Origin of the sequence: Fructilactobacillus florum DSM 22689 = JCM 16035, assembly GCF_001436645.1 — a bacterium.
Classification (GTDB): Bacteria; Bacillota; Bacilli; order Lactobacillales; family Lactobacillaceae; genus Fructilactobacillus; species Fructilactobacillus florum.
In genome coordinates, this window is the sequence record NZ_AYZI01000003.1 from 35,127 (window position 1) to 48,521 (window position 13,395).

Annotated in this window: 12 protein-coding genes and 1 other RNA gene; 5 read left to right on the plus strand and 8 right to left on the minus strand. The window is 41.9% G+C overall.

Annotation, left to right across the window (positions count from 1 at the left end; all coding sequences use genetic code 11):
* Positions 1 to 22 precede the first annotated feature (22 nt).
* A complete protein-coding gene (locus FC87_RS02040) occupies positions 23 to 433 on the plus strand; it encodes a ribonuclease HI family protein (RefSeq protein ID WP_054689666.1) in 411 nt (136 codons plus the stop codon).
* Here FC87_RS02040 and FC87_RS02045 read toward each other — a convergent pair.
* The 5 genes from FC87_RS02045 to FC87_RS02060 form a co-directional block, all read right to left on the minus strand.
* Positions 424 to 1,524: an NAD(P)/FAD-dependent oxidoreductase gene (locus FC87_RS02045; protein ID WP_056961455.1), complete on the minus strand. Its 1,101-nt coding sequence runs from the start codon at positions 1,522 to 1,524 to the stop codon at positions 424 to 426. The two genes, FC87_RS02040 and FC87_RS02045, sit on opposite strands and share 10 nt — an antisense overlap.
* The gene (locus FC87_RS02050) at positions 1,525 to 2,667 is read right to left on the minus strand and encodes a THUMP domain-containing class I SAM-dependent RNA methyltransferase (RefSeq protein WP_054689657.1); all 1,143 of its coding nucleotides are present in this window, start codon (positions 2,665 to 2,667) and stop codon (positions 1,525 to 1,527) included.
* A gap of 66 nt (positions 2,668 to 2,733) precedes the next feature.
* Positions 2,734 to 3,114: RNase P RNA component class B (gene rnpB, locus FC87_RS06790), an RNA gene on the minus strand.
* Between the two features lie 15 nt (positions 3,115 to 3,129).
* Positions 3,130 to 3,513 (minus strand): cell division regulator GpsB, encoded by a 384-nt coding sequence (locus FC87_RS02055; RefSeq protein WP_035421648.1) that lies wholly within the window; start codon positions 3,511 to 3,513, stop codon positions 3,130 to 3,132.
* 49 nt (positions 3,514 to 3,562) lie between these two features.
* Entirely contained in the window at positions 3,563 to 4,123 is a 561-nt protein-coding gene (locus FC87_RS02060; protein WP_054689653.1) for an SLOG family protein, read from the minus strand.
* 105 nt (positions 4,124 to 4,228) lie between these two features.
* On the opposite strand from FC87_RS02060, the gene recU reads away from it, so the two are divergent.
* Together recU and FC87_RS02070 are read left to right on the plus strand one after the other, a co-directional pair.
* Positions 4,229 to 4,861, plus strand: coding sequence for a Holliday junction resolvase RecU (gene recU, locus FC87_RS02065; RefSeq protein ID WP_056961457.1), 633 nt, complete (start codon positions 4,229 to 4,231; stop codon positions 4,859 to 4,861).
* Entirely contained in the window at positions 4,851 to 7,181 is a 2,331-nt protein-coding gene (locus tag FC87_RS02070) for a transglycosylase domain-containing protein (protein WP_056961460.1), read from the plus strand. Before recU ends, FC87_RS02070 begins: the two co-directional genes overlap by 11 nt.
* 63 nt (positions 7,182 to 7,244) lie before the next feature.
* On the opposite strand, the gene FC87_RS02075 is transcribed toward FC87_RS02070, so the two are convergent.
* From FC87_RS02075 to FC87_RS02085, 3 genes are all read right to left on the minus strand, one after another.
* Positions 7,245 to 7,946 carry a DnaD domain-containing protein gene (locus FC87_RS02075; RefSeq protein ID WP_056961462.1) on the minus strand — a complete coding sequence of 234 codons (702 nt, stop codon included), beginning with the start codon at positions 7,944 to 7,946 and terminating at the stop codon, positions 7,245 to 7,247.
* Positions 7,947 to 7,966: 20 nt separating this feature from the next.
* On the minus strand, positions 7,967 to 8,467 hold the full coding sequence (locus tag FC87_RS02080) for a PepSY domain-containing protein (protein ID WP_056961464.1): 501 nt from the start codon (positions 8,465 to 8,467) through the stop codon (positions 7,967 to 7,969).
* Positions 8,468 to 8,535: 68 nt separating this feature from the next.
* Positions 8,536 to 11,313: a helicase C-terminal domain-containing protein gene (locus tag FC87_RS02085; protein WP_056961466.1), complete on the minus strand. Its 2,778-nt coding sequence runs from the start codon at positions 11,311 to 11,313 to the stop codon at positions 8,536 to 8,538.
* 137 nt (positions 11,314 to 11,450) lie between these two features.
* Here FC87_RS02085 and mvk point away from each other — a divergent pair, with 137 nt between their 5' ends.
* Entirely contained in the window at positions 11,451 to 12,392 is a 942-nt protein-coding gene (gene mvk, locus FC87_RS02090; protein ID WP_056961468.1) for a mevalonate kinase, read from the plus strand.
* A 13-nt stretch (positions 12,393 to 12,405) separates the two neighbouring features.
* Positions 12,406 to 13,386 (plus strand): diphosphomevalonate decarboxylase, encoded by a 981-nt coding sequence (mvaD, locus tag FC87_RS02095; protein ID WP_082619196.1) that lies wholly within the window; start codon positions 12,406 to 12,408, stop codon positions 13,384 to 13,386.
* Positions 13,387 to 13,395: the final 9 nt, after the last annotated feature.

A 13,395-nucleotide genomic window follows, 5' to 3' on the forward strand; every position in this document is an offset into this window, starting at 1 on the left:
AATTTTGATTGGAGTTTTTAATATGTATTTTAAGTTATATTCTGACGGAGCATACCAACCACGTAACCAGCAAGGAGCTGGCGGCGTGATAATCGTTTCTCAGCATCAGCAAAAACAATTAAAGACATCCTTCATTGCTACCAGCAATCATACCGCAGAATTTCAGGCTTGTATATTTGCTTTTACAAGCTTAAAACAAAAGCTAACTACATCAGAACGCAGCTCAGCTATCGTAACTTATTACACCGATAGTCGACTGGTTGCAGAAAGCATCACCAAGCACTATGCCAAGCACTATCAGCCACAGGTCGATCAAATCATCGCCCTACAAACTGAATTTAAGTTGGTATTTAATAACTGGTTGCCAGATTCACATAATCATGGTGCTCATGAATTAGCTCAACAAGCGCTACATCAAGTGGATCAAAGGTAGTTCGCAACTGGTTGGCTGTAATAACCCAGCTCCAAGTCGGGGTTAGCTACCAAGTCGGCTAATAATTTACCCACCATCGGTCCGGTTGTTAAACCTGAAGAACCCAAACCAGTGCCAATTAAAACTTTTTCATGACGTGGAACCTTACCAACACACGGAGCAAAATCTGGCAGGTAGGCACGCGTCCCAACCCGTTGGTTTTTTACCTTCAGAGGGTCAATCTTTCCTAACCAGGGAGTTGCTACCCTAAGTAGTTTAGCACGAGCTGCTGTAGTAGGTTGTAAATTAAACTCACCATGATCTTCATGGGTTGCTCCCACTAAAACTCGCCCATTTTCTACAGGAATCAGATCAAATTCTGCTTCTGGCATAAGTACTGGGCTGCTTACAGCACTCCAATGTGGTAATTGCAACTCCAAGAGCTGACCCTTTTGCGGATGAACTTTGAGCTTAATTCCTAATGGTTCCAGCACCTGAGCTGTCCATGCTCCAGTTGCTAGAATAATAACGTCAAATGAACAAACCTGCTGCTTAAACAATAGTTGTTGCTCGGACAACAGAGTAGCCGTACCTTTGCGGTATTCAACCTGCTGAGCTCGTAATTTTTCTAATAATAATTTACAAAAAAGAGCTCCATCCAGCCGACTGCCACCGCTAATCAAAATCCCAGGAGCGGGAACTGCTTGCAAAAATGGTAGTTGCCGATGGATTTCTGTTTGGGAAAGCTGCGTAATTTTTCCGATTTGAGGAGCTTGGTGCCGACGTTGCAGTGCAAGTTCATACAGCTCATCCAATTTTTGTGGTGCTGATCTAGTAATGATGGTTCCACAATTTTGGTAGCAAGTAAGGGGCAGCTGCAACTCCTGACTAAGACGAGCCAATTCAACAGCACCCGCTCGAGCTAAATGATACCAACGTTGATTTCTTCTTTTTGATAACCATGGTGAAATGATCCCAGCTGCTGCCTTAGTCGCCTGCCCTGTGCCAGCATCAAAGATAGTGATTTCGTTAGCTGGATTATTCTGTTTTAAATAGTAAGCAGCTGTTGTTCCAACGATTCCCGCCCCAACAATTGCAATTTTGGTGGTCATTTAATCCCCACTCTCATTTCGTTTTCCCCAGAATTGGAAATAGTCAGTTCGAATCCGACCATTATATAATTTTCGTCGTTTAGTCGCCGGCATCCCGTATTCCGTTTCAAAATTTAAATCACTGGTTAAAAAGTACTTCGACCAAGTGGTCAACGGAATAAACACTTTTCCTAGATCGTGATACAAGGAAACTGCCTGTTGTTGATCACCTAGCCGTTGTCCGTAAGGCGGGTTGGAGACAACTACTCCGTGATGTAAATCCGTATGGAAATCTTGCACCGCAAGTTGTTTGAAGTGGATATCATGCAGCAACCCAATCTCTTGGGCATTAACTTTCGCATAATTAATCATTTCTCCATTTACATCGGAAGCAAAAATTTGAAACTCGCTGGTATAATCAGCCTGTTGATCAGCTTCATCACGAAGCTGATCAACTAACGTAGGGTTAACCCAATCCCATGCTTCACAAGCAAATGACCGTTGAAGACCAGGGGCAAGATTACGAGCAATTAGCGCGGCTTCGATTGGAAGCGTTCCAGAACCACACATTGGATCGACAAATGGCATCGTCTTTGGTTGCCAATTAGTTAATAGTATCAGCGCCGCTGCCATATTTTCTTTGAGGGGGGCTGCTCCCTTAGCAACTCGATAGCCACGCTTGAAGAGACTGTCCCCAGTGGTATCTAATAAGACGGTCGCTTGATTTTTTACTAACCGAGTCTCAATTGCATACGTAGCACCGGTTTCTGGCAAACGGGTGTGCCGCGCATAATAATTACTTAACTTTGCAACAATTGCTTTCTTAGTAATTGCTTGGATATCAGGGACACTATGCAGTTGTGATTTTTGAGACCGACCGGCAACTGGAAAAGCGCCTGTCAAGGGAATCAAGGTTTCCCACGGTAATTTTTCAACATTATCAAAGAGCTCTGTGAAACTAGTAGCACTAAACGATCCCACAACAATTTCAACTCGATCAGCCGTTCGCAACCATAAGTTGGCCTTAATTACGTCAACAATGGTGCCTGAAAACATCACATGTCCATTTTCGGTTTGAACTTGATAGCCCAGTTGCTTGAGTTCATTCGCTGTTAGTGCTTCTAATCCAGCAGCACAAGTCGCCATTAATTTAAATTTTTGCATAATTTCATCCTCATTTTTTCTATAAAAAAAGAGTGGGAAATCCCACTCTACCTGATTGGTGCAGGCCCCTGTAAGCCATGTTTTGTGCTCAATTAAAGTATCAGGAACAATAATTGAGTAGTAATCATCTATCTCAAGAATCATTGATTCTTGCCCTACACTTAGTTCTGATTTCCGTGTGTAAAGCTCCCCTACCAAAGTTTGGGTTTCCCGCTCGCGGGGTTTACTGCGTTCCAGTGATTCAATTTCTTGAATCAATCGTCTCTATAGCACCTTAGGAAATACTACAACATAGATTAAAAATCCTTAGCTGCCTCTTTCGCCGTAACTGTTAAACAGTCCCTCGGCTTATTTTTTCACCGGGCACGAACACTACAAGCATCACAGCTTGTGCGAGAGTGGACTTTCCTCAGCCAGCCCGTAGGCTAACCGCGATTACTCAGGACCTGCACCAATTAAACCCTAATTATTTTCGCCAAAGACCCGACGTTCCAAATTGGATAACCGCTTTAAAATATCCATATTAGTAACGTTAGTTTCATCCGCATTCCCATAAGAAACTGTTGCCGTACCGTTATTCCCTAACGGAGCTTCCTGGTAACTTGGCTGTGGAGCCGCCTGCGGCTGAACGGTTGGTTTAGCCTGCAATTGCTCTGTCAGCTGTTGGGTTTCGGTGGTTAGCTGTTGAATCTGTTGATCTTGTGACTGGATGGTGTTTTGAAAACTCTCGTAATCTTTAATCACCTGATCCAAAAATGAATCAACATCAGTCGGATCATAACCCCGCATCTTTTGTTTGAATTCTTTTTGGAGAATGTCTTTTGGTGTGAAATTTATGTTAGCCATCATACCACCTCCTACGTTTATTAACTATCATATTCTAACACAGCCTTTTTTACAAGTCATCATTATCAGGGTTTAAGCTTTCTGCTGTTTCTTCTAAATCATCAAAATCAATGATCTGAAAGGGATATACTTGATGCTCACGAAACTGTAGAATTGCCCGGTAATCATATTCCGGCTTTCCTAACTGTTCAGTATCATATACCAATAACGCCTGGTCGGTATGACTAAGCATGAATTGTTGATAATTTTTCAATTGCTGCGGACTCGTATACGGATGTTCACTAACTGAAGCAGAGAAGTCTGCCCTAGAAAGGGTTGCTTGCAAGCGAGCGCGGTTTGCTTCATTCCACTGAGTACCAAAATCGGCAAAAGGAAGGATAACCCCAATCTCGAATTGTTGGGGATACTGTTGTTTTAATTGATGAGCAATTTGAACAGTCCATTGCTCTATCCCTAACTGAGCACCTGTAATAATCCACGTACACCCAGCTTCAAGCAACTGTTGTAAAGCTGATTGCAACGCCGTGAACACCACTTGAGCTTTAGGATCTTTTGGATTAAAAATCCCTAATTCATAGCTGCGATAGCCAGTAATCCAAGCTCTACTCATAACATCTCCTGGATAAAAGTTTAATTACACTGTTGATATTGCTATAATTGTATTACATTTAATGAGAGCTCTTCAAATTCAATTAAATTCATTGAGGAGGTTACTGTGACAATTCATTATCCTAATGGACATCAGTATCACCCTCGTCCGTCCCGTCTGCGCCACACCAATCAGCTAGACAGCATTAGTCACGCTGATCGGGGAATGTCGTTGGAACAGGCCGTTAACGAGAGTAATCAATATTATCGAGCTCGTAATAAAGCCGTTATTCACAAAAAACCAACCCCGATACAGATTGTTGACGTATCCTATCCTAAGCGGAGTGCAGCGGTAATTCGAGAAGCTTATTTTCAAGCAGCCTCAACAACCGATTACAATGGAATCTACAGGGGGCACTATATTGATTTTGACGCTAAAGAAACTACTAACAAGACTTCGTTTCCTCTAGCCAATTTTCATGCACATCAAATTCAACATCTAAGAGATTGCTTCCAGTTGGGAGGAATCTGCTTTGCCCTAATTAGTTTTAAACCCAGCAATGAACTTTTTTTGCTCAACGGTCCTGACCTATTTTCAGCTTGGGATTTACAATCCCAAGGGGGACGAAAATCTATTCCCAAAAAACAAATTACGCAAAAAGGATATGCACTTCCCTATCGGTTTAATCCAGTTATTCCATATTTAGATGCGGTTGATAAAATCATTGCCACTCACAAAGGAGAAAAAAATGAGTTCTGACGAAACCTATTCACGTCTACAAAAAAACAAGCGCAAGGCTCGACCATTGCTTCATATTTTTTTGTGGATTGTTTTCTTTGTTTTCTTACTATTTTTAATGGGCGTGGGACTATTTACCTATTACGCTGCTTCGGCTCCTCACGTTTCCTACCATACACTTTCAAGTGATAATTCCACTACGATCTATGATCGAAATGGGCAAGTTATTTCTCGACTAGGAATGCAAAATCGTGACTATGTTAAACATCAAGACATCCCAGAAAATCTAAAAAATGCGATTATTTCTGTCGAAGATCGCCACTTTTACCAGGACAAAGGAGTTGACCCCATTCGAATTGTCGAGGCGGGAGTAAGCAATATCTTTGGTCGTAGTGGTGGACTTCAAGGTGGCAGTACGCTAACCCAACAGTTAATTAAGTTATCGGTTTTTTCAACTAAAGCCTCTGATCAAACTTTGAAGCGGAAGGCTCAAGAAGCTTGGCTAGCAGTCAAAGTCGACAAGGACTACAGCAAACAACAAATCTTGGAATTTTACATCAATAAAGTTTACATGGGAAATAACTCCTATGGAATGCAAACCATTTCCCAAACGCTCTATCACAAACCGCTTAACCAATTAGATTTAGCTCAAACAGCACTGCTAGCTGGCTTGCCACAAGCACCCGTTGCCTATAACCCTGTTACTAATCCTAAATACGCAACAATTCGTCGTAATCAAGTTTTAGATGCAATGGTTAAAAACAAGGCCATTAGTCAGAAACAAGCTAACCAAGCAAAACGTCAAAACGTCCAAAATGGTATTGACAAAGCCAATGTCAATAAAACTCCAACTCAAAAAGACGAAAAGTATGCCGATGCATATATTAGTCAAGTAACCCAAGAAATGCGCGCCAAGGGCTTCAACCTCAATGCCGGTAATAAAATCTATACCAATCTAGATATGAATACCCAAAAACATATGTATCAACTAGCTAACGACGATAATGCCGGGCTGGCTTTTAATAACAATGATTTCCAAATTGGTGCCACCATGGTAAATCCCCAAAATGGAAAAGTCGTTTCCATGTTAGGAAGTCGCAAACAAAACGTTCTCTTTGGTCTGAATCGAGCAGTTCAAACAGATCACTCTAGTGGTTCAACTATGAAACCACTCATGGACTACGGTCCTGCAATTGAGTATCTTAAATATCCAACCTATCAATCGATGAAAGACACTCCCTTCACGTACCCTGGTACCGATAAACAGTTGAATGATTTTGATAATAAACATCAAGGAACCATTACCATGAGACAGGCCCTGGTTCAATCACGAAATATTCCTGCCATCCGGACCCTTCAGGATGTGGGAATTCCACGCGCCACTGAATTTTTAAAGGGATTGGGAATGACTTTCAAAGAACCACTCAATTTGCAAAATGGGATTGGAGCCTACATCTCTTCTGAACAAGAGGCTGCTGCCTATGCCGCATTTGCAAATGGTGGAACCTATCACGAACCTTACCTAATTAATAAAATCGTAACGCCAACTGGTGAAAGTAAGCAGTTCAAAGCAAAGAGCCATCGAGCTATGTCGCCTGCCACAGCTTTCATGATTACCGATATGCTTAAAGGAGTCATGACTGATCCACAGGGGTCTGGAACAGCAGCAAATATTGCTGGTCTCTATCAAGCTGGTAAAACGGGAACAACCCAGTATCCAGATAACTACCTCAACCAAGTTCCTAAAAATGCAAGCATGGATTCTTGGTTTACTGGTTATACCAAAAATCTCTCCCTTTCGATTTGGACCGGGTTTGATCGACCACTGGAGCCAGACCACTATCTTTCTGAACCACAGACGAAAATTGCCCAACAATTTTACAAACAAGTTATGGAACGAGCATCTGAAAATCAACCTAATGAAAACTGGACAAAACCTGACGACGTTGTCAAAACAAAGAAAAATGGGCAAACTCAGTATTACATTGTTGGTCACGGGGCTGATCAGACCCAACGGGTTAATACTACTGCTAGTCAGTCACAACAAGCGGCAGACAACCAATCCGTCGTCCCCAACCAAGCTGATAATAAACAACAAGATCAGACCACTAATGAACCTACGAATGGGATGGCTACTCCAACCGAGCAAACTCCTACCCCAATAAATAATGATCAACCCCAAAACACCCCTACTCCAAGCGAAAATCAGCCATCGCAACCAACCCAAAACAATAACCAACAGCCTCAAACAAATCAACAACCAGACCAGCAAAATCAACCTAGTCAACCTGCTCAACCACAAACTGATTCAAATCAACAGCAACAACAACCTAACCAGTAGCATCAGTAATTAAAAAGCTCTGTAAATTCTGAGAAATCATCTCGGTTAATTTACAGAGCTTTTTTAATTTTTATCAATTTTAAATAATGGAATCTGTGGGGGCTGTTGTTGTCCATCGTTAGCGTTCATTTCTCGATTAGAACGGTGCTGTTGATATTGCTCCACTTGAGCAGCCGTTTGTAAATTGGCTTTATGCCAATTTAATAAAATTCGATCCATGTACCGCAGATTATAGACCTGATTTAAGACGGCCTCCCTCAGAGCCAATTGAATTAAGTCATTCCCATAGTGATCTTGATCAAACCAACTGGTAATGGTCTCTAGTTCAATTGGGGAAAGCATTCTTCCAAACTCTTTACTGATCATCTGCACCGTGGTTTGTCGCTGATTGGTGCGATTCTCAGTCGCTGGTGCTGAGGTAGTAGTCACTTCATCAACATCTACTTGTTGCTTGAGTAACTCACTTATCTTTTTGCTTAAGGGACGCAAGCTATATTCATCGCGATCATACTTACGCGTGATTGCAATGATTTTTTTTAACACTAACTGATGTAATTCGTCATACACGGTTTGTTCAGATAAACCTGTAATTTCCGCCAAACTTCCTGCACTTGGGAAAAAGACCTGTTGCTGACGCTGGTATTGCAGTTCTAATACCAAGACTAGTTCCACAGCAGTCAACCCAAGTTGTTTGAAATTTGTCAACAAAAAACCAGAAATACTTAGGGAACCGCTCTCTAGATAGTGAGCGAATTCTTGCTCCATAATGCTAGCCTCCTTCTTTGCTAAAGATTTTTAATTACTTTAGTAACTTTTCCCTTAGAGAAGTTAATATAGACATACTGATGTGCCCCCTGCCTGTTTCTAGTTGAAACCAGCCACACCGGCTTATTCTGCTCTAAAGTTAGTCCTAAATTCGTAACGGTCGCAGCCGTTCGATGACTTGCAATTTGTGATGCCTGTGTGGCAGAGATTCCGCTTGCTTGCCGAACGATTTGAATAGCGTGCCAATTATTACTCATAATTGCATAAATCGGTTGTTTTTGCTGGTTGCGTCCAGCAATTGTGTAAGTGGGACGCCCCACATTAACCGCAAAAAAATGATCACTTTTGTCAATCTTAGCATAACGTTGTGCCACGGCCTGTGACGTTTTTTCTGCTTGGGTCAATGGCCGCCGTGCTAAATGTAGGATGACACTCGTTATTATAATCAATAACAGTAAAATTAATAAGGCTAGTTCCAATCCGTGAATCAGCTTGCGTCGTCGGATTCTTTCTTTTCGCATACCATACTCCCTGCTTTCTTAAATTCATTTTATTATAGCAAACGCTAGCACCCTCGACTTAACCTGAGTCAGCTATGCGCTAAAAAGTAACGCTGTGCCGCAATAATTTCACCAATGGTTCCAACTGACACTGATCCTAGTTCATCTAGAGCTGACGAAATTTGCTTGCCATATTTTTTGGTCAGAATGCGATCATCTAATATCGTAGCAATCCCTGTATCATTTTCACTACGAATTACGCGTCCAATTCCTTGCTTTAAGGTTAGAATTGCTTGTGGTAGTGAATAGCTCACAAATGGCTGCTTATGAATTGCCTTTAACTGGGCGGCATGAGCCTGCATCAATGGATTTTGGGGCGCAGCAAACGGTATCCGGGGAATAATTACTGATTTGAGATAGTTGTGAGGAAAATCAACGCCCTCCCAAAACGAACTGGATCCTAGGATAATTGAATGCTGATTGCTACTAAAGCGACGCATAATTTTTTCTCGACTGCCGGAAATATTGCTAGCCAAAATTTGGGCAGGAATGCGCTTATTTAATTTTTGGTACACTGCTGCAAGTAGGGCTTGCGAATTAAACAAAACAAGGGTCGGGGTTGGCGCAGTTTGATAGATCTTTTGAATGGAATTAGCCAGATAAGCAACATACTCCGGATTATTTTCATTGGCTGGTAATGGCATTTTTTGCGCCACCATGATATTAAGTTGTTTTTTTAAGTTGAAGGTGGTTTGGAAGCGTTTCATTCTAGTATTTGAACGCTCAAGCCCCAGTTGTCGATAGATGAACGGCGCTTTTTTAGAACTGAATAAGACCGAACCCGTAAAAACTGCTGGTTCAAAATATTGATAGATATCGTCTTGCAATTCTTGATCATGGGCAAACTCGGTCGTAACCAGGCGCAACTGTGTTGCACTAGCATTCGGACGATAGCTTAGCCAAAAAGCTTGCATTGCAACTGATGATCGTTTGACCACTTGTGTAACTTGGTTTAAAAAATCAATTAAATTGGAAACTTCTTGGTTGAATTGTAAAAATAGTTGATAATCAGCGGGAAGCCAACGAGTAGCACGATTTTGGATTTTATGGTTAAAAACATCTAACTCCTGCTTTAAGTGCTGTGTGGCTCGCATGATCGACTGCCATGCCGTTTGATGTTGTACTTTAAAATGTTGTAAATTGACTGCTTGTGCTAAAGTACCTGTATCCTTTTTGGTTTGAAATTGCTTAGCAAATAAGGTTAGCAATTCCTGATAACTGATTCCTAGTTGATTAGTTATCTGCAAACACTTGCTTAAGGTTTGTTCTAAATCTGGATCATTTGCGAGCAGTCCCATCAAATTAGCGCCGTGGGATGTTTCAACTAAATGCTTAATTTTACTTTCTTGCTTTTTCACCGTTCCTAGGGATAAGGTTACTCTTCTAGTCTGCAAAAATGCATCCGGCAACTGCTGTGCTTCATCAATTACCAAATATGGCTTAGTCTGCAACACCTTTGTCAATCGCTCTGCATGTAAACATAAATAGGAATGGTTCGTAATAATCACATCCGCTCGAGCTAAAACCTGTTGTTGCCTAGTTAGAAAATCATATGGTTCTTCCGATTGTTGCTGAGCGGTTGGAGTGGTTTGATAATTAATTTGTGCTAAGAATGGTGCCGTTTGATTAAAATTTAATTCATCTAAATCACCGGTCATGGTTTCAGTTAACCAGACTAACAACTGCGCCTTAATGAACTGCGTCAGCTGATTACTCTCATCCAAAAATAATTGGTCAGCAAACCGATTCAAATCCAAATAATGCTGTCGTCCCTTCACAAGGGCAACATTAACCTTTAATTTAAAAGTCTGCGACAATGATTCACTTACTTGCTGCAACTGTTGTTGCAACAAGATCGTAGGCGTACTGATGACAACTGGCCGATTTTTTTGAGCTAAATATGCCATCGGCAATAAGTAGCCAAGCGTCTTCCCACTTCCAGTTGGAGCCTCCAGCAACAAATTGGTAGCGGTTTTGTTTGAATCAGCATAGTTACGGTAGATTAAATTCATCATGGCAGCTTGCGACTCGCGATATTGATATTTAGGTGTTAACCATCGTTCTTTTTGTTTTTTAGTCAATGGAAACTTGATTTGTGGTTTACGGAGAGCTTGTTGCTGCTGACGGGGCTTACGAATAATAATTCCATCTAAGTTAAGCCACTGATTACCTAATTTTTGCGGCTCAATTTGCCTGCGCTTCTGTAAAACGGTCTTAAAGACACCCATAGTTTGTTTGGGTAAAACTAAGCCAATTGTGACCAGCGTTTGTAAGGTTAGCAACGGAAGCTGCTCAATCTTTTTTATCAGGATTAGCAGTAAAGCTGCGGTTGCTGCTGCGTCACTAGCAGAAGAATGAGGCTTTCGGTGCTCAATTTTAAAATGGCGACTTAAATCCTGCAAACGATAACTAGATAGCGTTGGAAACAAAATTTGCGTTAAAGTAACCGTATCAACAGCTTCAATTGTGAGTGGTGGATATCCGGCACGTTCAAAAGCTTGATTTAAAAAAGGAAAATCAAAATTGACATTGTGCGCCACAAAAACAGTTGCTTGCAATTTTTGATAAAGCTCCGCTGCTACTTGATCAAAGCTGGGCGCAGCCATAATTGTTTGCGCAGAAATCCCTGTAAGTTCCGTGATCTCCGTTGGAATTGCAACATGGTCGTTAATATAGGTGGAGTAACTATCCACAATTTGATTGTGCTGAACAAAACTAGCGCTTACTTGAATAATTCTAGCCTTTCCGGCCATGCTGGTGCCAGTTGTCTCAAGATCTACCACCGCAAAAACTGAATTAGCGTCCATATACTTCCTCAACTTTCGTAACATCATCTACCGTGATTTTACTACAAATTTGTAAAATTCGTTAATTATCCTGTGGGGGATCACGTTCAAATTTTAATTATGCTAAAATGAAATAGTTAGAAAGCGAGTAATTGATTATGCTAGAATACGCGGTTGGAACCAGTCATGCTAAAGTGATTTTCTTAGGGGAACACAGTGCAGTTTATCGACAACCAGCGCTGGTTTTTCCTCTACCAGGAATTCAAACCATTGTAACGATCAGCCCAGCACCCACAAAAACTTCAGCGCTCCAAAGTGATTTTTATACCGGAGCATTGGATGCTGCCCCGGAAGCATTACAGGGACTTTTAAAGTTACAAGAGCAGTTGGATGATAAATTGAATCCCCAGCACCAACCACTCAAGTTTACGGTTGAAAGTAACATTCCCGTTGGGCGTGGTATGGGATCGTCCGCTGCCACTGCAAGTGCACTGACCAAGGCCTATCATGCTTTTTTTTCTGCTGATTTATCAGCCCAGAACCTGGGTCAATATACCGATCTTGAAGAACAAATTACCCACGGCAATCCCAGTGGCATTGATGCTAAAACGGTAAATGCCAATCAGCCAATCCTATATCAGCACCATCAATTTCAAACAATTGATTTCCAACTGACCGGCTACTTAGTAATCGCCGATACCGGTCAAAGCTCCGCTACCAAGGTAGCTGTTGCTCAAGTTACTAAGGCCATGCAAACCAATCCAGCACCAACGCAAGCAATTATTGAACATCTAGGTTTGCTAGTCCAACAGTCATTAGAGCTCCTGCGCCACCAACAATTAAACCAAACCGGCAAACTACTAACTGCTGCTCATCATGATTTACAAAAGCTAGCGGTTAGCACTACAAAACTGGATCTGCTCGTTCAAACCGCCTTAGAAAACGGTGCTCTAGGAGCCAAATTAACCGGCAGCGGTCTCGGTGGTTGTCTGCTTGCTCTAACTGACAACCAAGAGACTGCTGACTATTTAACTACTAAACTTCGCGCAGCCGGTGCCGTTAAGACTTGGAAACAAAACTTAGCCGATTTAAATCCATAGGAGGATTGTGACCGTGAGTAATCAAACAGCAACCGCCCGGGCCCATACTAATATTGCCTTAATCAAGTATTGGGGTAAAGCTAATTCAAAACTAACCATCCCTACGACCAGTAGTCTATCGCTAACGCTTGATCATTTCTATACGGAAACCAGTGTTACTTTTCAACCAGAATTGCAGCATGATCAAATTATATTTAATCAAAAGTTACTGTCAGAAAAACAAGCTCGGCGCATTAGTAATTTCTTAGACTTGGTCCGAATTCAGAGCAACTGCCAAGCATACGCACTTGTAGAAACCGTCAATCACGTTCCCACTGCGGCTGGGCTAGCTTCATCTGCTTCTGGTTTTGCAGCCCTTGCTGCTGCTGCGAGTCGCGCCAGTGGCATGGATTTGTCAAATAAAGAATTATCGCGCTTAGCCCGCAAGGGTTCGGGTTCGGCGACCCGTTCGATTTACGGTGGCTTAGTGGAGTGGCGCCACGGAATTGGTGATCATAGCTCTTATGCAATGCCTCTGTCTGAATCCCCGCAGTGGGATTTGGTGGTGATCGCCCTCTTATTTGATAAAAAACAAAAACAAATTTCTAGTACCATTGGTATGGAAAGATCAAAACAAACTTCTCCCTATTATCAAGCCTGGGTAAAACAGTCTGCGCTTGATCTCAAGCAAATCAAACGAGCCATTCACCACCAAGATTTTACTAGTTTTGGGGAAATTGTCGAAGCAAATGCCATGAACATGCATGCCTTGACCATCAGTGCCCAGCCTAGCTATACTTACTTTAATGGACAGACGATTCAGGCAATGGAACTAGTTCAACAGCTTCGCAAGCAAGGAATTCCAGTCTATTTCACGCTCGATGCCGGTCCTAACCTCAAAATCATCCTACAGCGTTCAAATTTAGCTGCAGTTAAAGCCCGTCTTACAAGCGTTTTTGGCCAGGATCAATATGTCGTGGTAGCGGCTGGTCCAGGTATTCAATATTTGAAGTAAAGGATATGC